Source organism: Staphylococcus sp. GDX8P54P (assembly GCF_017893165.1).
Classification (GTDB): domain Bacteria; phylum Bacillota; class Bacilli; order Staphylococcales; family Staphylococcaceae; genus Staphylococcus; species Staphylococcus borealis.
On the sequence record NZ_JAESMM010000008.1, the window covers coordinates 28,852 to 51,942 of the forward strand.

Below are 23,091 nucleotides of genomic sequence, written 5' to 3' on the forward strand. Positions count from 1 at the left end.
CTTGCCTAACTTATTTTGCTTGTAAAATTTCTTAATGAAATGCTTTTTGTTGGGGCCCCGGCCGCAAGAATGACTAGAACTGAGAAGCGTTTATTTTAAGGGCCTTTTCAGAAGAGCGTATTGCAAGAAATTGAAATCATTAAACTGTAACCCTATTGTTGTGTGACCCATATCTAAAAATAACGTCTCAATCTCAACGGCTATTATCTTAATTTTAGTCCTAACGCTTCCTTCTAATTTGATACGAAGCATTCATTTTAATTAACTCACTTTTTAGCGTCTTCATTTGACTATAGCCCATAAAATGATACTTTCTAGCTAACATATACTGATAGCGTTCCTCAAAGTTCATAGGTACCACTGGATATTGATCTAATAATTTGAAATCAATCGTCTCAATTTCATTTATCTCTTTAAAGAATTGAATGATTAAGTCAAAATATTTATCAATAACCTTTTTAGCTTCATTTGAGTTTAATCTGCGCTGATTAGCAAATTCATCAAGTTGTTCTTCAATTTCTATAAAATCCTGTTTATTAATCATTTAATCAAGCTTCCTAAATTATTATTTTGTTTGTGCTTTCATACGTTTTTGCCCTTCTCTACAATCATCTAGTAAAGGACAAATGTCACACTTAGGCTTTCTAGCTAAGCAATGATAACGACCAAAGAAAATAAGTTGGTGATGACTTTTACTCCATCTTTCCCTAGGAATAATACTGCATAATCGCTCTTCCACTTGTGTAACATTATCTTTCCATCTATTGATACCAAGTCGCTTAGAAACACGCTCAACATGTGTATCAACTGCTAATGAAGGTTCGTCAAATGCTACGCTCATTACAACATTTGCTGTTTTGCGTCCAACACCCGCTAAACTTTCTAGCGCTTTATGCGTATTAGGAATGTCACCATTAAATTGGTCGATAAGTGACTGACATAGCTTTTGTATGTTTTTAGCTTTATTACGATACAAACCAATGGAACGTATGTCATTTTGTAATTCTTCGATATCAACGTTTAAATAATCTTGAGGCGTTTTATATTTCTGAAAAAGTGTACGTGTCACCTTATTCACTAAGTTGTCTGTACACTGTGCAGATAATAATACCGCAATCGTTAATTCAAAAGCATTATCATGTTTAAGTTCACATTCTGCATCTGGAAACATTTCAGCTATGACGTCTATCATTTCAAGTGCTTTCTTTTTACTTATCATCTAATTTCTCCCCATTTAACCAATCAAACTTTGGTATATGTTTAACCGTATGTGTCATAGTTGGTTTGTTAAATTGTTCTCTAATTTTCTTAGATTCTTCAGTCGTCGTTACGTTGTTCCTTTTCCAGTTCAATAAAATACGGTCAACATATTTAAAGCTAAGCTTGTCATGGCTATATGCTTCATCTAATGCAGCTCGTATTAAAGCAAAATCATGTTGGTCTACATCAATCCATTGATTAAGCGTTTCGATTTCATAAGGAGAAATAGGTCTAGCAAACAAAGTTTCAATGTATTGAAACAAATCTTTGAAATTTTGTTGCGTTTGATTCGTTTTTTGATTTGTTTGTTCCTGAGATAAAATAGTACTTAATTTCTCAAAAAAGCCATCCAAATCCATATATTCAGTAAATTTACCTTCTTCATCCTTCTTCACTTGAAGTTGTAACAAATCTTTTTGAATTAAATGTTGAATAATACTAGTAATTTCCCTTGGCTCCATGTCTGACCCTAATTTTAATTCATCGACGGATGGTTGCTTATTTGATGATTCAGAGGCGTAAATCAATTTAATTAAAATGATTAAATCTTTTTCAGATAGTCCTAATTCACTATAATGATCAAATAATTCTCTTCTAATGACAACAGGACGTTTTTTAAGTTGAAATTTATTCAAATTGATATTCCTCCCTCTTTAAAGTTGAAAAAGCGTCCAGTCAAACTGCTGACTGGACGAGTAAATAACTGTGTATGAAAAGTAATCATAAAACCTATGGATATAAACGATTTAATAATCGTGGGAATGGTGCAGTTTCTCTTACGTGTTCTACACCTGAAATCCAAGCAACTGTTCTTTCTAAGCCCAATCCAAATCCACTATGTGGCACACTACCATAACGACGTAAATCTAAATAATAATTGTAACTTTCCGCGTCCAATTGATGTTCATCAATACGTTGTTCTAATAATTCTAAATCATTAATACGTTCAGAACCGCCGATGATTTCACCATAACCCTCTGGTGCAATTAAATCAGCACAGAGTACAGTGTCTTCATTATCTGGATTTGGTTGCATATAGAATGGCTTAATTTTAGTTGGATAATTTGTAATAAATACAGGTAAATCATAATGATTTGCAATTGCAGTTTCATGTGGTGCACCAAAATCTTCGCCCCACTCGATATCGTCGAAACCTTCTTCTTTTAAGAATTTAATTGCGTCATCATACGAAATTCTTGGGAATGGTGTTGATACCTTTTCAAGTTTACTCGTATCTCTATCCAATGCTTTAAGGTCTAATTGACAATTTTTAAGTACAGATTGAACGACATGTGTTACGTATTGTTCTTGTACTTCTAAACTTTCAGCATGATTAGTAAATGCCATTTCTGGTTCAATCATCCAAAATTCAATTAAATGGCGTCTTGTTTTAGATTTCTCTGCTCTAAAAGTTGGACCAAATGAGAATACGCGACCATGAGCCATTGCAGCTGCTTCCATATATAATTGGCCACTTTGAGAGAGGAAAGCATCTTCATCAAAGTATTTCGTATGGAATAGTTCACTTGTGCCCTCTGGCGCACTTGCTGTTAAAATTGGTGGATCAATCTTAGTAAATCCATTCTCATTGAAGAATTCATATGTTGCTCTAATAATTTCATTTCTAATTTTCATAACAGCATGTTGTTTTTTAGAACGTAACCATAAATGACGGTGATCCATTAAAAATTCAGTACCGTGATTTTTAGGTGTAATTGGATAATCATGTGCTTCGTGTATAACTTCGATTGATTTCACTTGCATTTCATATCCTAAATCTGAGCGGTTATCTTCAGTAATAACTCCAGTCACATAAAGTGATGATTCTTGTGTGATTTCTTTTGCAAGTTGGAAAGTTTCTTCATCCACTTCTGATTTAACTACCACGCCTTGCATGAAGCCACTACCATCACGTAATTGTAAAAAGGCAATCTTGCCACTTGAACGTTTATTCGTTAACCAAGCACCAATAGTCACTTCTTGGTTAAGGTGTTGTTTAGCTTGTTTAATCGTTGTTTTCATAACCAATCTCCTAATTGTCATTCTATATAGTCAATACTTATTTATTTTAACAAAATAAATTGTGAAGTTCTAGCATGTGACGATGTTGTTTAATCGTTTAATCCTATTAATTATTGTTTCTTATCAATATTTTGCTGGATTTTTTTAATGAGTTTACCAAACTGTTTGATATCCCCTTTTTTCTGTTTATAATTTTCTAGCGTTTGAGCAAAAAAGTTCTTATAGTTACTACTAATTAAACGGTCATCAAATGAAACAATAAGTCCTTGATCATCCTCATTTCGAATTAATCGACCGAGTCCCTGTCTAAAACGTGTAACTGCATCAGGTAATACATAGTCTTTAAAGGTAGACTCAAACTCTGAATCCATGAGCCAATGTTTTGTATTATATTTATTCATAAATGGTAGTTTGGCAATCATGACACATTTAATACCATTTGATTGATAATCAAAGCCTTCAAAAAAGGTCGACGTACCAAGCAATATCGTTCTATCGAAACTATTAAATTGTTGAACGATTTTATAATTTTGATTTTGCTGCTGTGTGAGTACAACATAGTCCTCAAATGCAGGTAGTTCATTTAATAACTCTTGAACCATATGCATCATGCGATAACTTGTAAATAATACTAAACATTTCGACTGCGTGATTGTAACATATTCCTGTATATAAACGACAATAGATGCTACATAATCATCGATATTTTTGAAGTTATAAGCACTAACATCGCTAGGAATATACACATTCGTATTCATACGATTTGATAATGTCGATGGAACTTGATAAGTGTTAAATTGCACATCCTCTTTGAACCAATTTTTGAAGGCATCGAACTTATGATTAAAAGTTAATGTCCCTGAAATAAAGGTTAAAGAGTTAAATTTATCTAAGACACGTGTTGTAAGAATATCTCGGACAGCGTAATCTTTAACAATTAATTTAATTGTTGATTTCTGAGTCAAATTTCTAATAGATAAATAAGCTGTATGATGATCTTTAAGGCTTTGTTCTATGTTTCGATAAGTATCGTTAATATATAGCAGTTGTTTACGTAACGTCTTAATTGTTTTATGCGTCATGCCATTAAATATTTCTAATGTTTTATTTATTTTATCAACAATTAAATGTAAATCTTTAAGAATCTGTGTTGAATCAAATTCAAATACATAGTGGTGTCGATGAATGTCATCATCGTGAACGTCCGAATTTTGAATGATTTCAAATATATGATTGAATAAACGCTCATTTAAATCGTGTATTTCTGAGATGTTCATCTTCAGTCCAAATACATCAATTGGTGCAATATCTAAACGTTCTAATATACGTTGTTGTTCAAGATGATCGATTGCTTTCAACAATTTTTCATTTTCATTCTTCCCTATTAAGCCAAGTTGATATTTTAAATCTGAGTAATCAAGTTCATTTGTAACTTGATTTAATGCATAATCAGGCAAGCGATGGGCCTCATCAATGATACAATCATCGAACAGTTGGTATATTGAGTTCTCTTGATCTGAATGTATAAGATGCGCATGATTAGTGATGCCGATTTGGATGTGTTGTGCATTTCGTTTGATGTAATTGTAATAATGAATATCATGTCTAACGGGCACATAGGTTTCAACTTTTTGGTCAAAATACATTTTTTGACCACCTTTAAGATTTAAATCTTGAATATCCCCTGTTTCAGTTTCGATAATCCATGTCAATAATTGCATTTTTAAAATATTAACTTCATAGTTAGTAGTTTCATCTTTTAATATTTGACTAATTAGACCAAGTGAAATATATTCTGTTTTACTTTTAATAAGTGTTGCATTAATTTTAAAATTTAGCGCTTGATTTAAACTAGGTATGTCTTTTAATAAAAGCTGATTCTGTAATAATTTAGTATTGGTTGAAATCATGACATGACGTCCTGTTTCAATATTATACATTAGCGCTGCTAATAGATATGCTAATGACTTCCCACTACCTAAAGGTGCTTCTATCATTGCTTTATCGTTGTGCATCAATTGTTCTAATATAATTTCAGATAAATATAATTGTTGAGGACGATATGTAAGATTGAGTGCTTTAACTGCATCACGATACAGATCTTTAAGTGATCCATTAAATTTAGTTTTTGGTGCTTTTAAATCCACTTGCTTTTTATAAATAATTTGTTCAAATTGTCCAAGCGTATTATCTAAAGGTAATGATGGATGCTGACGAACCATTTCAAACAAGATATTATATAAATCATATTTTAAATTTTTACTTAAATAATAGAGTTGTTTTAACGTATCTATTGGAAGTTGTTCGAATTTCTGAAAGGCTTTAATCATTAATAATGCAGTAGTTGTAGCATCCTCATCAGCTCTATGTGCATTATCTAAAGGTATATCATGAGACTCCGCTAATTCACTAAGTTGATAACTTTTATCTGTTGGATAAGCAATTTTAAATAACTCTAATGTATCGATGACTTTTTTAGGTTCGAAATGTATATTACAATTTTTAAAAGCCTTCTTAATAAAATTCAAGTCAAAATCTACATTATGCGCCACAAATACACAATCTTTTAGTTGTTGATAAATATCTTTTGCGATTTCATGAAAATAAGGGGCTTGTTCTAACATTGTATCTTCAATTGAGGTCAATGCTTGGATGAATGGTGGAATTTCCAAATCAGTACGAATCATAGAATGATAAGTCCCAGATATTTTATTATTACTTACAAAGGTTATACCAATTTGTATAATTTCATCATAATCAAGTTGATTGCCAGTTGTTTCTAAGTCGACAACTGCATAACTTGTGTGTCCCATAACTAACTCTCCTTATCTTCTTGTCATACGCTTTATATATCTATATCCGCACTAATAAGGCGTCTAACTTCATTATTCTCATCTTTTACAATTAAGAAACCATCACGATCAATATCAATCGCTTCACCAATAAATTGTGTGTTATTCTCAGTAAAACGTAATTGGCGTTGCCAAATATTAGAAGCTTGAATATACTCATTTCTAATTTCTGCAAATGGTTGAGTTAAAAATTGAGTATAACGTTTTTCAATTGATGAAATGAGCGCTTCTAAAAATGTATATCGATTGATTTTAGTATCACTATGTAAACCGACACTTGTCGCGCTATGTTTAATCTCATCAGAGAAATCACTATCTTCATGGTTTAAATTGATGCCAATACCACAAATGATTGCGTCAATTGAATCATAATTTGCTATCATCTCAGTCAAAAAACCGCATACTTTTTTGTCAGCGATATAAATATCATTCGGCCATTTAATTTCTACTTTGTCATTTGTAAATGACTGTATAGCATCTTTAATTCCTAAAGCAGCAAACAAATTGAATTTTGGAATCATTGAAAAAGGTACATTAGGACGTAATACTAATGACATCCATAAACCTTTACCTTTTGAAGATGCCCAATTACGATTAAATCGCCCACGTCCTTGTGTTTGTTCATCACTTAAAATAATCATTGATGCACTATTGCCAACTAATTCTTGCTTAGCAATCGTTTGAGTTGACGCAACACTCTCGAATACCTTTATTTCTGAGGCTAATTGCGAATCTTTTAAAATATAAGCTACGATACCTTGATACCAACAATCTGGTAGTTCATTTAATTGATGGCCTTTATGATTGATGGAGTCTATTTTACACCCATCTTTTTTTAGTTGATCGATGACTTTTTTTACAGCTGCTCTTGAAATATTTAATTGATCAGCAATATATTGTCCTGAAATATATTCAGATTGATGCTTATATAGTATACGAATAACATCTTGACTATATTTTGACATTCTCTTTCACCCACTTCAATAATTCATCTTTAGAATTTGAAACTTTATGTGTAACAACTTCACTTTCGATTTGTCGTAACACCTCTTTTAACCAAGGACCACTTTTTTTAGACACAACTTTGAGTATATCGCCACCATTGATATTAAGCGCTTTACGACTTTTAATTGGTAATTGATGATTAATTTCTTTAATTGATTGATAATTAAAGATTAGAGGTGACGCTACTTTAATATTATTTTCTTTAAGTAAAGGAATTATGTCAATGATGTCCAAAATATTACTTGCGCCATAATCATATACAAATAACTGTAATTGATTTTTAGTTGAGATTTTTGGCATCTCTAATAATAGTTTATGATATTGATTAATTTTAGCTTTTTCTTTATTGCTTATTTTCAAGCTTGAAAGTGGCGTGTCTGATTGCTCAATGGTCTTCAAAATTGCTAGCCATAATTCAAAGCTTATCGGTGCATTAATCCTTGTTGCTTTCATATCCAGATCTTTAAAAAATGGTACATAATTAAAGAAGTTCAATGTCAATAAAGTTGTGTAGCTTTCACTAACATTTTGACCTTGTATTAATTTCTTAAGTTCTACAACGATACGTTCTATAGATAAAAATTCGATATCTGCAATATGATGTTGCATTGCCTCAAACGTATGATGTGAGATTGTGAAATTTAATTGTGATTGAAAGCGTACGCCTCTCAAAATGCGTAAAGCATCTTCATCGAAACGCTCGTGTGGTATACCAACAGTAGTTATAATCCGTTGCTGTAATGCCGTTTGACCATCAAAATAGTCATAAATTTTAAAATCTTTATCCATAGCAATAGCATTAATTGTAAAGTCACGACGTTGTAAATCTTCTTTTAAATCACGTACAAAATACACTTCATTAGGTCTGCGATGATCAACATAATCTGATTCAGCTCTAAAAGTTGTCACTTCGTAATTCGTTCCTTCGTACACGACATTAATCGTTCCGTGCTCTTTTCCGATTGGGATTGTTTTATCAAAGATCGATTCTATTTCATCTGGTGTTGCGCTAGTTGTAATATCGATATCATGGATAGGTCTATCCATTAAATAATCACGCACAGACCCTCCGACGAAGTATGCTTCAAAGCCATGGTGTTCTATTTTTTCTAAAATGGGTTTTGCTTGAGTAAATAGTTTTGTTCCCATACTAATCCTCTTTTTGATTTAACATTTTTCTATAGTAGTGTTCGTATTGATCTGTAATTAATTCTGAACCAAAGCGTTCTTCTATGTCATTTAACATAGCAGTTTGCATGTGTTGGTATAAATCAGGGTTAGTAAGAAGTTGTATGGCATAATCACTTGCGCTAGTGCTATCACCAATATCTACGATATAACCTGTTTCATTATGTTTGATAACCTCTTTTATACCACCTGCATTAGAACCGATAGGCACAACACCTGTCTTCATTGCTTCTAGTAATGTTAATCCAAAGCTCTCTTTTTCACTTAATAGAAGCACTAAATCAGACATTTGATAGAATTCACTTACTTGATCTTGTTTGCCTAAAAATAACACATCATTTTCGATATCTAATTGACGTGCTAACTTTCGCATATCTAATAATTCTGGACCGTCTCCTAATAAAATGAGTTTACTTGGTATATGATGATGAACTTTCGCAAACGTTTCTAAAATAGTATCAATACGTTTTACTTTTCTGAAATTAGATACGTGAATCAGTACCTTTTCATTTGGTTTGATGCCATAGACTTCTTTAAGTTTTTCATCATGATGTGTTGGAAATTCATTTTCACGAACAAAATTATAAATAGGGATAATTTCTTTCTCAGTTTCAATGATGGACTTTGTTTGACGTGCTAATGAATGACTCACGCTTGTAACAATATCACTTTGCTCAATTCCGAATTTGATAGCACCTTTAAGTGAGTGATCGTAACCTAATACGGTAATATCTGTGCCGTGTAACGTCGTCATTATTTTAATATCTTTACCAGACATTTGACGTGCTAGAATGCCACAAACAGCATGAGGCACGGCATAGTGCATGTGCAATAAATCTAAATCATATTCTTTTATCACTTCGGAAATTTTAGTACTCAAAGTGATATCATATGGAGGATATTGAAAGACGGCATACTGATTTACTTCAACTTGATGAAACGTAATATTAGGTAAAGGTTTGCGGATTCTAAAAGGAATATTCGACGTTATAAAATGTACTTCATGACCTCTCTCAGCCATTTTAATGCCTAACTCAGTAGCGATGATACCAGAACCGCCCATTGATGGATAACATGTAATACCTATTTTCATGTTACACTATCCTCCTTTTTAAAAATGATTATTTTCGTTCAAAACGATTTTTATCTCTAGTGTTGAATTTTTCCATTGTTTCATTAAAGCTTTCAGTCATGTCGATATCGAGTGAGTTTGCTAAGCAAAGTAAAACAAATAAATTGTCTCCTAATTCGGCTTTAATTGTATTTTCATCTTCGGTGTCTTTCTTTTTCTTTTCACCGTGATAATGATTGATTTCTCTAGCAAGTTCTCCGACTTCTTCTGTCAAACGTGCTAAATTTGCAAGTGGAGAAAAATAACCAGTTTTAAACTGTCCAATGTAAGCATCCACTTCATTTTGCATTTCTTTCATAGATTTCATTGTGTTCACTTTCTCCTTTATTATTGATACTTAATAAGTATATATCATATTAAACAATCATGCATTTTATGAATATGAAAAGAACGGATTATATTTTAATTAAATTTTCAAGAATTATAAAATAAAAAATTGGGAGTAGAACAGAATTCTTTACGAATTCAATGTCCTACTCCCACGTCGCTATCTAAGATTGAAAAGCATATTATAATTACTTACTCAACTTTAGTGAACGATTAATACTAGTAGCATAAAAATGATGTTGTATTATGCTAAATATTTATAAGCTAAATTAATTATCACTCGCTTTAGCGATAAGAATAATTCTTACTAATTCTGCGACAGCTGTTGCAGTTGCGGCAACATACGTCATTGCAGCTGCTGAAAGAACTTTTTTAGCATGTTTATATTCTTTTTCATTGACAATATCCAAAGCAGTTATTTGTTTCATTGCTCGTGAACTTGCGTCGAACTCAACAGGTAACGTTACAATCGAGAATAGGACAGCGAGTGACATTAATCCAGCGCCAATCCATAATGCTGTTGATCCAAATGCACTTCCCATAGCTGTAAGGATAATTCCTAACATGATAATCATGTAACTTAAAGAACTACCTAAATTGGCAAATGGTACTAACGCACTTCTGAATCTTAAAAATACATAACCTTGTTGATGTTGAATCGCGTGTCCAACTTCGTGTGCAGCAATAGCTGTACCAGCTACTGAAGGTCTATCGAAGTTTGCAGGAGATAAACAAACAACTTTCTTTTTAGGATCATAGTGGTCAGTTAGGAAACCTTCACCTTTAACGACGTCAACATCATAGATGCCATTCGCATGAAGGATTTCTTCAGCTACCTCACGGCCAGTTTTGCCACTTGTTGATCTCACTTGTGCATATTTTTCATAATTCGATTTTACTTTGTGTTGTGCCCACATTGGAATGAGCATAATAATGACGATATATATTATATAAGACATTATAGACAATAATTCCACTCTCCTTTATCCATATTCTACTGAGAATCCTTAATTTAATCAAATAATTTAATTGGTATTATCTTTTGTAAATAATAATATAAGCATAATGCTAATGAACTTAACCAAAACGCGATATAGCCAACCATAACTTTATGTTGCTCAATAAAGTCATAGTACGGATACTTATTTAAAACATAATCAATGAAGTCATTATGAAACACCCACACCATCGCAATTAGCAAACTACTTATTCTAATTTTTAAGCGAGGATAAAAGTAAATTGCTTGTATCGCCATAATACCATGACTCAAAATTAAAAATATATTCATGATTGTTATATTATGATTTAAATGAATCATTAGAATATTCATTATTACAGCCCATAGCCCATATTTTAATAAAGTAACGAAAGCAAGGGCTTCAATAAACGGAACATGTTTATTGATAATTAAACAAAAAATAACAATACATAAAAAAAGCGAAGCAATTGGACTATCAGGTATAAAAGGTAAGAAATACCAAGGTGTTTGAACTAATTGATCACCATACCAAATGAACCCATATAACGTGCCAAGTAAGTTACAAATAAGTAAAAAGATTAAGCAGGATTGACGATATAACGTTAACTCCCACATTTGTTTAAATGTTAGCATTCGTTTTATTTCCTTTAATGACTTTTATCGATTTTCAAGCACCTCTAAAATTTGAGTTAATTGATAGAATTGTTCTCGATCATTTAATTGAAGGCTTAAATCAATATTATGGCGCAAGTGCTCAATGAGTGAGTAGACACTTGTCGAATCAAGAGATAAATTGTAAATCGTATTTAGATAAGCCATATATTGAGTTGAATACATTAATTGATGAATCATCAAGTCATTTAATTTAAAATCGGTAGCGTGTTCGTCTGAAAAATGAATCAGAATATCAAATTCACAATGATGAGATATAATATAATTGAAAATCTCATTTGTGTTTATGAGTATGTGATGATTATTAACCAACTTAATTGCTGGAGCATCTGCATTACTTAAACTCATTTCTAGCGTTTTATGATTGGATATTTTTTGATTAACAAAATGAACGTGTTCAAGCAGATCGTAATGAGATTTAATATAGTTTAAAATCCATACACTAATACGCGATTTAAAATGATAATGAAACAAAGCATATTCAATATAACTTTGTTTCATCTGATTAAGGGTTTGACTCAAGTAAATCACCTTCATTAATAATCAAGACGATTGGCTTCTTCTTGCCAAGTCTCATTACTAGGGTCCATTTCTAGTAATTGTTGTAAGAGTGTCATTGCTTTTTCTTTATTACCGATTTCAATTAAATAATAGTAATAGTCACTTAAGAATGCGCTTTGCGTTTTCATTGTTGGATAAGCAAGTTCAAAGAAATGTTGTGCTTCTTTATCACGTTCTTCTTGACCAAATGCATGCGCTAAATGCCACATGAAAACAGGATCTAAATCATCTTCATCAACATATGATAACAATGCAATAATTGCTTCATAATCTTCTTCGTTTCGGAATAAATCACTCAAAATTAATAATGGCTCATGATAAGCGTTGTCCACTTCAAGCGCTTGTTTGAGTAATTCAACACCTTCATTAGCATCGCCATGCTCAATTTCTAAACTTCCTGTTGAAACCATCAATTCTTTATAAAATTGATTTAAGCGTAAGCCTTCTTTACCAGTTTCAATTGCATCAGGATAATTTTTTTCATTTTCATAAAGTGATTGTAAATAGAAGTATCCTTGTATAAAGTCAGGATCTTTAGATAGAAGATTTTTCGTGATTTTAATGGCTTCTTGAGTGATATCATTTTTTTCATATGCGATGGCTTTTTTGAAGAAATCTTCAGAAGTCATTTCATCTTCATTAATTTCATCATATAAATGAATCGCATCACTATAGTTACCACTTTGTAATGCGCAATCTGCCATGCGAGCAAACAAATTAATGCCATTTACTTCGTACTCACCTGTGTCTAATACGACTTCATATTCACGAGTCGCACGCAAGTATTGACCATCAAAATACAACAATTCAGCTAATGCAAAATGGATGATTGGGTCGTTAGGTTCTAATTCTCTTGCTTCTATTAATTTATCAATAGCAACTTCAGTCATATTAATTTGTTGATATAAATCAGCTTCTAACATTAGTTTTTCGGTTGATATTGCAACCTGACTTAAATATTCTAACGCTTCATCAGTTTGGTTCTCTGACATTAAGCCTTCAATAAAGTATATTAGTAATTCACTCTCATCTGGATACTTATGGTATAAAGTTCTAAACACCTCTAGTCCTTGAGGTGTTAATCCAAAATTATATAAGGTTTCACCAAGAATAAATAATGCATCATCATTATTAGAGCTCAATGCATCATTTACGCGTGTATCTAAATGATCTAATTTTTGAAGATTGATATCGTCTATTAATTTATAGATATCTTCCATTTTATTTTATCCCTCATTTTCTAAAAGCTTTAATTTAGGAAGGAAACCAGGGAATGATACATTTACAGCATCAAATTGTCGGATGTTAAGCGGTTCATCACTCAATAATGAAGCTATAGCTAACATCATCCCAATTCTATGGTCAGTTAAACTATCTACGGTTGCTGATTTTTTGAATTCTGAAGGATGAATAATTAACCCATCTTCAGTTGGTTGTAATTCGAAGCCTAATAATCCAAGCATGTCTGCAGTTGTATCAATTCGATTTGTTTCTTTCACTTTTAATTCTTCTGCATCTTTAATGATACTTGTACCAGTTGCTTGTGTACACAATAGTGCAATGATAGGTAATTCGTCAATCGCTTTCGGTACTAAATCGCCTTCAATATGGACTGGTTTTAAGTTAGGTGTATATTTTACACGAATCGATGCAGTTGGTTCTGACGTTTGCGTGACATTAAAGCACTCAATACGCCCTCCCATTTGTTCAACGATATCTATAATACCTGAACGAGTTGGATTGATGCCAACATTATGAATTATTATATCGCTTCCAGGCGTAATAAGTGCTGCTACAATAAAGAATGCTGCTGAAGAAATATCTCCCGGAACATTAAAGTCTGTAGCTTTGATATATTGGATAGCGTTTGCCTGCGTAGTAATTACCTTACCAGAAATGCTAATTGGAATGCCATAATGTTCAAACATTGTTTCAGTATGATTTCGACTTATATCTAACTCAGTAATTTCAGAAACTTCATTTGAAAATAAACTAGCAAACAATAACGCACTTTTAACTTGTGCACTTGCTACTCCCATTTCATAGGTAATACCGTTTAGTGAAGCGGGTTCAATAATTAGAGGCGTATAGTTATCATCTATTCCTGAAATATTAGCACCCATCAATCTGAGTGGTTTCATCACTCTATCCATAGGCCGCTTACCTATTGACGCATCACCAAATAACACACAATTAAGGTTGAGACCACTTAGCAAACCTGCTAATAAGCGTGTCGTAGTTCCCGAATTACCTGTGTATAAAGTTTGATGTGGTGTTTTAAATTTATTATAGCCTGGTGAATTAACAACGATTTTGTCATCCGCAATGTGTATGTCAACACCCAATAATTTAAATATTTCGATTGTACGTAAACAATCTTCGCCTAATAACGGTTTGAATATCGTTGATTGGCCAGTTGCTAAAGAAGCTAACATGATGGCTCTGTGCGTCATGGATTTATCTCCAGGCACTTCAATTTCACCAACTAGTGGTCCCTTAATATCGATCATTTGTTCATTTGACATGCTATCATCCACCTACTTTAATACTAATTGTAAATCCTCAAATGCTTGAATTAATATGTCTTTTTCAACGTGGCAGACACGTGGTTTACCAAGCTCTTCTAGTAAGACCATTTGAATACCTTCACCATTATTCTTTTTATCCGTTAACATATATTGATACATATCATTAAAGTTTAATTGTTGAACCAATTCAACTGGATAACATAATGTTTTTAAATAATTAGCATAATGTGAAACATCAAATTGTGATTCAAATAGTCTGTTGGCGATAATAAATTGATAGATAATACCAATCATTATGGCGTGACCATGTGGTATTTTAGTCTTATATTCAACAGCATGGCCGAACGTATGCCCTAAATTCAAATATTTTCGCATATTATGCTCTTTTTCATCTTTAACGATGACGTTCAATTTCGTCTTAATGCCTTTGAAGATAAACTGATCCATATCTTTTAGAGAATTTAGCTTTTCTCTAGTAGAAAAGTGCTTCTCAATATCATCTGTAGCGACTTGTCCTGTTAATAAAGCATGTTTATAAACTTCAGCATAGCCACTTAAAATTTCTTCATAGGGTAAAGTATTTAAAAAGTTTAAATCATATATGACAGCTTTTGGTCGATAAAATGCACCGATTAAATTCTTCCCATGAATAGAATTAATACCTACTTTGCCTCCAACACTTGAATCATGCGCAAGTATCGTCGTAGGTACTTGTATGAAATCAACACCTCTTAATAAAGATGAAGCTAGAAATCCAGTGAAATCACCTGTAGCACCGCCACCTATCGCAACTAAACACGTGTTGCGCGTTAAGTTATATTCAAGTAATTGTTCTAATGTTTGTTGATAGTGCTCAAATGTTTTCATTTTCTCACCGGCAGGTACAACGATCTTATAAGTGTTTGATGCGTTAAGTAGTGAAGCGAACTTATGTTTAAAATTAAAATCAACAAATTCATCAACGATGAGAAAGACTTTATCATAGTCTAGTATATAGTCAGATAATGTTTCAAACGCATTATGTTCGACGATAATTGGATAATTATTATTTGGATACGTTGTTAGTAATTGCATTCAAAATACCTCGTTTCTATACTTACATTGATTTAAAATTCAATGTTCAGACGTCTTCGTTCCTCAATTTGGGCTTTTAATTGATCAATATGGTTGGATTGAAACTCTTCTGTAATCGCTTTGGCTACTTCAAAAGCAACAACATGTTCACAAACTACACTTGCTGCAGGTACGGCACAACTATCAGAGCGTTCAATCGTAGCTTTGAAATCTTCTTTAGTGTTGATATCAACAGAATTAAGCGGTTTGTATAAAGTTGGGATTGGTTTCATAACGCCATTTACGATAATTGGCATACCATTTGTCATACCACCTTCAAAGCCACCTAGGTGATTAGAACCACGGTAGAAGCCTGATTCGCTATTATATAAGATTTCATCTTGTATTTCGCTTCCTGGTTTTTCTGCGGCTTTAAAACCTTCACCAAAACTTACTCCTTTAAAAGCATTAATACTAACAACACCTTGAGCAATACGACCATCTAATTTACGATCATATTGTACGTAACTACCAACAGCCACAGGCATATTCTCGACCATTACCTGAACAACGCCACCAATTGAATCGCCTTCTTTTTTAGCGGCATCTATCTTATCTCTCATTTTCTGTGCGATAGATTCATCGATAACACGTACATCATTCTTATCTATATTTTGTTTGAAAGTTTCAGTATCATATAACCCTTCGTCTTTAATACCGCCAATTTCAACTACACGACTATACATATGAATATCTAATTGTTCTAACAGTATTTTAGATACTGCCCCAACTGCAACACGCGCTGCTGTTTCGCGAGCAGAAGAACGTTCTAAAACGTTTCTTAAATCTCTATGATTGTACTTCATACCACCAATTAAATCCGCATGTCCAGGACGTGGTTTTGTAATAGTACGTTTCATATTCTCTCTTTCTTCATCTGTAATAGGCGCAACACCCATAATGTTTCTCCAATGTGTGAAATCATCGTTTGTGACAACAAGTGTGATTGGACTGCCAAGTGTATAACCATTTCTGACACCTGATACAATTTCTATAGCATCTTTCTCAATTTGCATACGTCGTCCTCTACCGTAGCCACCTTGACGCTTAAACATTTCCGTATTAATATCTTCTGCTTTAATTTCTAAATTCGCAGGTACACCTTCAATAATTACTGTTAATTGAGGACCATGTGATTCTCCTGACGTTAAATATCTCATGAGAATACGCTCCTTTCCCTTTACTACGTTAAATTGTGATATGTGTTATCATATCACATTCAACCGTATAACATAACTAGTGTGCAATAGTAAATTTGAATTTATTAGAATATTTCAATAATTAAAGAATGAAAAATGAAATGATGATATTTCATCTTAAATAAATAGAAAGAGAGCGAACTAGTATTCATAATGCATTCTAGTTCGCCCTCTAAAGGATGACAAGTGTGAGGCAACGTATTATTAACGGCTTCACTATTTTGTCATTCATTGTGATTTATCTAAAAGGTAAGCCTCAACCTATTTATCTAGACTACCCTTATCAGTATTATATGCGTATTAAATTTCTATTCGTATAACCAAGCATCTCTAGGTGACGCATAGCTACTTAATTCGTCTTCATTAAACCATAGTGCAATTTCACGTTGTGCTGATTCAACTGAATCTGAGCCATGAATTACATTTCGTCCTACAGTTAAGCCAAGATCGCCTCTAATAGAACCTGGTGTTGCTTCAGATGGATTTGTTTTACCTATAATATGTCTTGATACATCAACGGCATCTTCGCCTTCAACAACCATTGCAAAAACAGGTGCAGAAGTAATAAATGAAATTAATTTGCCGTAGAATGGTTTATCCGTGTGTTCTGAATAATGTTCTTCAGCTAATGATTGAGGAACAGTCATCAATTTACCACCTACTAGTTTTAAACCTTTTCTCTCAATGCGTGAAATAATTTCTCCCACTAAATTACGTTGAACTGCATCTGGTTTAATCATTAAAAATGTTCTTTCCATCGTAAATTATCCCCCTGTGTGTGAAGTCTCAATGATATAAACATAAGACTTAAATGATGAATATTTAAATATGTATCGTATTTTGGCGTAACAAAAAACCTGCTACTATTCAATAGTAACAGGTTGTTAAAGCGCTTTCAATATTTTTTCGTTTTAAACGTTACGTGATCCCATTTTCTTTATTAATTTAATAAAAAGACTTTGAGCATTGGGTTCATCAAGTTCATTAATTAACTTGAGCGCTTTAGCTAAATATTTATCACTAATTGCTTTAGATTCTTTAATGCTATTAGAGTTTCTAATTTGCTCAATCAAAGGTTCAAAGTCTTGAGAATTAGATTGATGGTTGAGTGAAGCAATTTGACGTTTGAATGATATATCTTTTTTCATTTCAAGTAGCACTGGTAACGTAATGTGTCCATTCATTAAGTCACTACCCACAGGTTTGCCCAATTTCTTTTCAGTGCTAGTGAAGTCCAAAATATCATCAACAATTTGGAAACTCATGCCAATATAGTGGCCTATCATTTTAAGTTTGCGAATAGTTTCATCATCAGCCTCAGAAGTAATCGCACCGACTTCAGTCGCTAATTGAATTAACAAAGCGGTCTTTCTATTGATGCGTCTCAAATAATTGGTAATACTTTGCTCACTATTGAATTGGTCTTGAAACTGGAATAATTCACCAAGTCCTACGTTTACAATCGAATTTGAAATAATATGATGAATTCGGTTATCACGAATTTCAGATAAATGTTCAAGACCCAATGCAAGTAAGAAGTTTCCAGTTAATATTGCGGTAGTAACGTCCCACTTTTTAACTATGGTTAAACGCCCACGCCGCTTGTCGCTTTTATCGATAACATCATCATGTACTAGTGTTGCCATATGAATTAATTCAAGGGCAACTGCAACTCGATACGTATCTTCAGTTTTCTTTTGTGGTCCGAACTGACTACTTAAGATTACGAATGCGGGTCTAACTCTTTTGCCTCCTGAAGAAAGCAAATGAGATGATGCTTCATGTAAAATTGGATCATTGCTTTCGATAGCTTTTTGAAGGCGTTTTTCTACGTTCTTAATTTCGCTATTCATGTTTAACTTTGCCACGTTAATCACCTTTTATTTTGTCTAACTTTTTTGTTTATAGCCTAGATGCATTGCAGCAACGCCACCTGTAAAGCTACGGATTTTAATTTTAGTGAAGCCAGCTTGTTCAAATAATTGTTTTAATTTGTCTTTATCTGGAAAATCGAACGTAGATTGTTGTAACCACTCATATTCTTCCTTAGATTTAGCGAATAATTTACCGAAAATTGGCATTATGAATTTAAAGTATAACTTATAGATTTGTTTAAATACGGGCATTGTTGGTTGACTTGTTTCAAGACAAACGACCATTCCACCTGGTTTTAATACTCTATTCATTTCCTTTAATGCAACTAAATAATCAGGTACGTTACGGAGACCGAAGCCAATTGTGACATAATCAAATGAATTATCTTCGAATGGTAAATTCATTGCATCTCCATGAACTAAATGAATATTATCCATATGCTTTGTTTTCTCTTTACCGACTTCTAGCATGTTTTCACTGAAGTCTAAACCAGTTACTTCACCATGCGCACTTACTGCTTTACTAAGTGCAATCGTCCAGTCAGCAGTACCGCAACACACGTCAAGTGCCTTACTACCAACTTTAACGTGCATATCTTTCATTACATGTTTTCGCCACACTTTGTGCTGCTCAAAACTAATAATGTTGTTTAAGCGATCATACTTACTTGAAATATTTTGGAAGACTGTATGAACTTGTTCTTTTTTTGCATTATTTTCAGTCATTAATATTACCTCTACTTTTCTCTATATAACTTTGATTGATATTTTGTAAAAACTGACGTACATCAGATGGTTGGTACATCTTAAGGTAAGATGGATAATAGTCATCAACCTCGGAAATTAATTGTTGATATAAATCTAAAGGCGTTACTTGTTCTTTACTGAAATGAGACAAAGTTATATATGGGAAGATTGTTTCAATTTCAATAATTGCATCATAGATAGCTTCAGACTCTAATACTTGATGATGTAATGATGATTTTAATTCATTCGATTTGACTATCGCTTTACTCATTGCTAATTGAAATGTTGGATCATTTATTTCAGCTAAAAGCGTATAAAAATGAGCGCTTAGTAAATCACCAATTAAAATAGATTTTTTTGACTTTTGGTTTTGTGTTATCTCATCAAGATGTTTCATTGAAGTATCGATAGTGAGGCAAGCAAGTTTAGCATTTTCAGGAATGTCATAAGTATCAAGTAATGCACTCAAATTAGCATTTATATGAATCGTTTCATAGTCATGAATTCCTGTAAGCTTTTGATTAATTTGTCTATTTAATTTGCTTATTGTTGTTTCCATGTTCACACCTCACGTTATTATCACTATACATCTTAACATTATATGAATAAAAATAAAATACAGTGACTTAAGTGGATATTACTTTAGTTATTTGAATATATGCGCTGATGAGACATTTGCAATAGTCAAGTTGAATTACATATTACAAATTAAGTCTTTTGAAATGATATATGTATAAAAAAAAGCCCTTTATAGGGCTTTTAAGTAAATTATTTAACAGCATCTTTTAATGCTTTACCAGCTTTAAATGCTGGAACTTTACTTGCAGGAATTTCGATTTCTTTACCTGTTTGAGGGTTACGTCCTTTACGTGCAGCACGTTCACGTACCTCGAAGTTTCCGAAACCAATTAATTGTACTTTTTCACCTTTAGAAAGTGATTGTTGGATTGATTCGAAAACAGCATCTACAGCTGAACCAGCTTCTTTTTTAGTTAAATCAGCTTGTTCTGCAACTGCGTTAATTAAGTCAGTTTTATTCATTACGAGTTCACCTCCAGATGAATGATAATGATATCTTTATATCATTATGCTATGACTTTAACACAACAATTAATGTTACCGCAATAATTTATGCACTTAAAACACTGAAATATCAGTATTTTAAGTGCAAATCTGCGAAAATTTTTTGAAATAGAGTAATATTACACGCTATTCAGATTTTTTATCTCTTCCCATCAAGTCTTTAACACTGTCTTTAACTGGTTTATCTTCGAATAAAACCTTGTAAAGTGCATTCGTTATAGGCATATCCACATTTTGTTGTTTGGCTAAATGATATACAGAATTAGTAGTATAAATACCTTCTACAACCATATTCATCTCATTTAATGCTTCATCCATAGTTTGGCCCTGTCCTAACTTATATCCCAATGTGTAGTTACGGGAATGTGTAGATGTACACGTAACAATTAAGTCACCAATTCCGCCAAGTCCTAAAAACGTCATAGGATCAGCACCTAATTTTTCACCTAATCTGCTTATTTCAGCTAAACCACGTGTCATTAAAGCAGCTTTAGCGTTATCTCCATAGCCCATACCTGACACGATACCACTTGCGACTGCTATTATATTTTTTAACGCGCCACCTAATTCAACACCAACTAAATCGTTATTAGTATAGACACGTAAATAATCATTCATAAATAAATCTTGAATGAGCTCACTAACTTTTTCATCTTTTGATGATGCAGCCACAGTTGTTGGTTGCTTAATTACTACTTCCTCAGCATGGCTAGGACCTGATAATACACCTATGCCACCATTATGTTCTTCAGATATAGAATCTTCAATCATTTCTGAAACACGTTTGAATGTATCATTTTCAATACCTTTAGCTACATGGATGAAGGTTTTCTTTGAGTTGATCAAACCATCAATTTGACTAGTTACTTCACGCATAGCTTTAGTAGGTAAAGCCATTAAATAAATATCGGTAAAATTCACAGCCTCATTGATATCGCTAGTGGCTTTAATACTACTATTGAGTACGACATCTTTTAAATAACGGTTATTTTGATGGTGATCATTTAATTCTTTGACACTATCTTCGTTTTTACCCCACATTAGAACAGTATGTCCATTTTCTGCTAACACATTGGCTAATGCAGTACCAAAACTTCCCATACCAAAAACAGTAATTTTAGTCATAGTATTATCTCCTTTTTAGTTTCTTCTTCTCGGAATGATGTGAATAGGTGTTCCTTCAAAACCAAATGCATGACGAATTTGATTCTCAAGGTAACGTTTATAAGAAAAGTGCATTAATTCGACATCATTTACGAATACAACAAACGTAGGAGGTTCGATAGCTACTTGTGTAGTATAAAATACATTTAAACGACGACCCTTATCTGTTGGCGTAGGATTCATAGATATAGCGTCTGTCACTACTTCATTTAATGTTGAACTTTGAACACGTTTCTTATGATTTTCGCTTGCTTCATTAATATAAGGGAATAGCGTGCGTAGGCGTGTACCTTCTTTGGCAGAAACGAAAGCGATTTGAGCATAATCTAAAAATTGAAATTGGTTTCTAACATCATCTGCAAATTTCTTCATTGTGTTACTATCTTTATCGACTGTGTCCCACTTATTCACTACAATTACTACGGCTTTACCTTCTTCATGAGCATAACCTGCTACACGTTTATCTTGTTCTATTATACCTTCCTCTGCATCTATAACGATTAGTACAACATTAGAACGTTCGATGGCTTTAAGCGCACGTAATACGGAATATTTTTCAGTGGACTCATACACTTTACCCTTTTTACGCATTCCAGCAGTGTCGATTAAAACATAATCTTGGCCATCATAACTATATTCAGTATCAATGGCATCCCTAGTCGTTCCAGCAACATTCGATACAATAACACGGTCCTCGCCAAGAATTGCATTTACTAAACTAGATTTTCCAACATTAGGACGTCCGATGATTGATAATCGTATTGTGTCTTCGTCGTAAGGGTCTTCATAATCCTCTGGGAAATGTTTAACCACTTCATCTAACAAATCACCTAATCCTAAGCCGTGTGAGCCTGAGATAGGATATGGATCTCCAAAACCTAATGCGTAAAAATCAAAAATGTCGTTTCGCATTTCAGGATTATCTACTTTATTAACGGCTAACACAACTGTTTTTTTAGATTTATATAACATCTGTGCAACCATTTCATCACTTTGAGTTAAACCTTCACGCACATTTACCATAAAAATAATAACATCTGCTTCATCTATTGCAATTTCAGCTTGTGCTCTAATTTGTGTTTGGAATGGCGCGTCACCGATTTCAATTCCACCAGTATCAATAATGTTAAATTCATGTGTTAACCATTCGCCTGATGAATAAATTCTATCACGAGTAACACCAGGTGTGTCTTCGACTATTGAAACACGTTCACCTACTACTCTATTAAAGATTGTAGATTTCCCTACATTTGGTCTTCCTACAATCGCTACAATAGGTTTCGTCATAAGCTAACTTCCTCTCTTTCTAAAATCTCTATAATTTTATCATATGACCTATTTATTTCAAACAAAGTATATAAGTTAAGTTACATTATAATGAATTG

23 protein-coding genes are annotated in these 23,091 nt (G+C 32.9%); all 23 read right to left on the reverse strand.

The genetic code is table 11. The features are described from left to right. Nucleotides 1-220 precede the first annotated feature (220 nt). Nucleotides 221-544: a YpoC family protein gene (locus KA909_RS03305; protein ID WP_193839333.1), complete on the reverse strand. Its 324-nt coding sequence runs from the start codon at nucleotides 542-544 to the stop codon at nucleotides 221-223. Between the two features lie 21 nt (nucleotides 545-565). Next, complete coding sequence (gene nth, locus KA909_RS03310; RefSeq protein ID WP_053029422.1) at nucleotides 566-1,219, reverse strand: endonuclease III; 654 nt, start codon at nucleotides 1,217-1,219, stop codon at nucleotides 566-568. Further along, nucleotides 1,209-1,895, reverse strand: coding sequence for a DnaD domain-containing protein (locus KA909_RS03315; protein ID WP_193839332.1), 687 nt, complete (start codon nucleotides 1,893-1,895; stop codon nucleotides 1,209-1,211). Before KA909_RS03315 ends, nth begins: the two co-directional genes overlap by 11 nt. 94 nt (nucleotides 1,896-1,989) lie before the next feature. Beyond that, nucleotides 1,990-3,282 (reverse strand): asparagine--tRNA ligase, encoded by a 1,293-nt coding sequence (asnS, locus tag KA909_RS03320; protein ID WP_053029424.1) that lies wholly within the window; start codon nucleotides 3,280-3,282, stop codon nucleotides 1,990-1,992. Nucleotides 3,283-3,392: 110 nt separating this feature from the next. After that, on the reverse strand, nucleotides 3,393-6,095 hold the full coding sequence (locus KA909_RS03325) for a helicase C-terminal domain-containing protein (RefSeq protein ID WP_193839331.1): 2,703 nt from the start codon (nucleotides 6,093-6,095) through the stop codon (nucleotides 3,393-3,395). Nucleotides 6,096-6,127: 32 nt separating this feature from the next. Next, on the reverse strand, nucleotides 6,128-7,099 hold the full coding sequence (locus KA909_RS03330) for a biotin--[acetyl-CoA-carboxylase] ligase (RefSeq protein WP_193839330.1): 972 nt from the start codon (nucleotides 7,097-7,099) through the stop codon (nucleotides 6,128-6,130). Next, the gene (locus tag KA909_RS03335; RefSeq protein WP_193839329.1) at nucleotides 7,086-8,288 is read right to left on the reverse strand and encodes a CCA tRNA nucleotidyltransferase; all 1,203 of its coding nucleotides are present in this window, start codon (nucleotides 8,286-8,288) and stop codon (nucleotides 7,086-7,088) included. Before KA909_RS03335 ends, KA909_RS03330 begins: the two co-directional genes overlap by 14 nt. Nucleotide 8,289: 1 nt before the next feature. Next, nucleotides 8,290-9,420, reverse strand: coding sequence for an N-acetyl-alpha-D-glucosaminyl L-malate synthase BshA (bshA, locus tag KA909_RS03340; protein ID WP_210129957.1), 1,131 nt, complete (start codon nucleotides 9,418-9,420; stop codon nucleotides 8,290-8,292). 28 nt (nucleotides 9,421-9,448) lie between these two features. Next, nucleotides 9,449-9,766, reverse strand: coding sequence for a nucleotide pyrophosphohydrolase (locus tag KA909_RS03345; RefSeq protein ID WP_075108776.1), 318 nt, complete (start codon nucleotides 9,764-9,766; stop codon nucleotides 9,449-9,451). Nucleotides 9,767-10,055: 289 nt separating this feature from the next. Continuing rightward, nucleotides 10,056-10,754 carry a zinc metallopeptidase gene (locus KA909_RS03350; RefSeq protein ID WP_075108775.1) on the reverse strand — a complete coding sequence of 233 codons (699 nt, stop codon included), beginning with the start codon at nucleotides 10,752-10,754 and terminating at the stop codon, nucleotides 10,056-10,058. A gap of 44 nt (nucleotides 10,755-10,798) precedes the next feature. Then, the gene (locus KA909_RS03355; protein ID WP_075108774.1) at nucleotides 10,799-11,398 is read right to left on the reverse strand and encodes a DUF1405 domain-containing protein; all 600 of its coding nucleotides are present in this window, start codon (nucleotides 11,396-11,398) and stop codon (nucleotides 10,799-10,801) included. A gap of 24 nt (nucleotides 11,399-11,422) precedes the next feature. Beyond that, nucleotides 11,423-11,968, reverse strand: coding sequence for a YpiB family protein (locus KA909_RS03360; RefSeq protein ID WP_256713933.1), 546 nt, complete (start codon nucleotides 11,966-11,968; stop codon nucleotides 11,423-11,425). A gap of 5 nt (nucleotides 11,969-11,973) precedes the next feature. After that, nucleotides 11,974-13,218, reverse strand: coding sequence for a tetratricopeptide repeat protein (locus tag KA909_RS03365; RefSeq protein ID WP_075108772.1), 1,245 nt, complete (start codon nucleotides 13,216-13,218; stop codon nucleotides 11,974-11,976). A gap of 6 nt (nucleotides 13,219-13,224) precedes the next feature. Beyond that, nucleotides 13,225-14,523, reverse strand: coding sequence for a 3-phosphoshikimate 1-carboxyvinyltransferase (gene aroA / locus KA909_RS03370; protein ID WP_210129958.1), 1,299 nt, complete (start codon nucleotides 14,521-14,523; stop codon nucleotides 13,225-13,227). A 12-nt stretch (nucleotides 14,524-14,535) separates the two neighbouring features. Continuing rightward, the gene (gene aroB, locus KA909_RS03375; protein WP_193839326.1) at nucleotides 14,536-15,600 is read right to left on the reverse strand and encodes a 3-dehydroquinate synthase; all 1,065 of its coding nucleotides are present in this window, start codon (nucleotides 15,598-15,600) and stop codon (nucleotides 14,536-14,538) included. 32 nt (nucleotides 15,601-15,632) lie between these two features. Continuing rightward, nucleotides 15,633-16,799, reverse strand: a complete 1,167-nt coding sequence (gene aroC, locus KA909_RS03380) for a chorismate synthase (protein ID WP_210129959.1) — start codon at nucleotides 16,797-16,799, stop codon at nucleotides 15,633-15,635. Nucleotides 16,800-17,146: 347 nt separating this feature from the next. Further along, a complete protein-coding gene (gene ndk / locus KA909_RS03385; protein ID WP_053029437.1) occupies nucleotides 17,147-17,596 on the reverse strand; it encodes a nucleoside-diphosphate kinase in 450 nt (149 codons plus the stop codon). A 153-nt stretch (nucleotides 17,597-17,749) separates the two neighbouring features. Then, nucleotides 17,750-18,706 carry a polyprenyl synthetase family protein gene (locus tag KA909_RS03390; RefSeq protein WP_193839323.1) on the reverse strand — a complete coding sequence of 319 codons (957 nt, stop codon included), beginning with the start codon at nucleotides 18,704-18,706 and terminating at the stop codon, nucleotides 17,750-17,752. Between the two features lie 21 nt (nucleotides 18,707-18,727). Next, nucleotides 18,728-19,438 carry a demethylmenaquinone methyltransferase gene (locus KA909_RS03395; protein WP_075108768.1) on the reverse strand — a complete coding sequence of 237 codons (711 nt, stop codon included), beginning with the start codon at nucleotides 19,436-19,438 and terminating at the stop codon, nucleotides 18,728-18,730. After that, complete coding sequence (locus KA909_RS03400; protein ID WP_075108767.1) at nucleotides 19,431-20,018, reverse strand: heptaprenyl pyrophosphate synthase subunit A; 588 nt, start codon at nucleotides 20,016-20,018, stop codon at nucleotides 19,431-19,433. Before KA909_RS03400 ends, KA909_RS03395 begins: the two co-directional genes overlap by 8 nt. A gap of 209 nt (nucleotides 20,019-20,227) precedes the next feature. Beyond that, the gene (locus tag KA909_RS03405; RefSeq protein WP_011275733.1) at nucleotides 20,228-20,500 is read right to left on the reverse strand and encodes an HU family DNA-binding protein; all 273 of its coding nucleotides are present in this window, start codon (nucleotides 20,498-20,500) and stop codon (nucleotides 20,228-20,230) included. 168 nt (nucleotides 20,501-20,668) lie between these two features. Next, a complete protein-coding gene (locus tag KA909_RS03410) occupies nucleotides 20,669-21,667 on the reverse strand; it encodes an NAD(P)H-dependent glycerol-3-phosphate dehydrogenase (RefSeq protein WP_193839322.1) in 999 nt (332 codons plus the stop codon). 15 nt (nucleotides 21,668-21,682) lie between these two features. Beyond that, nucleotides 21,683-22,993, reverse strand: coding sequence for a ribosome biogenesis GTPase Der (der, locus tag KA909_RS03415; protein WP_210129960.1), 1,311 nt, complete (start codon nucleotides 22,991-22,993; stop codon nucleotides 21,683-21,685). Nucleotides 22,994-23,091: the final 98 nt, after the last annotated feature.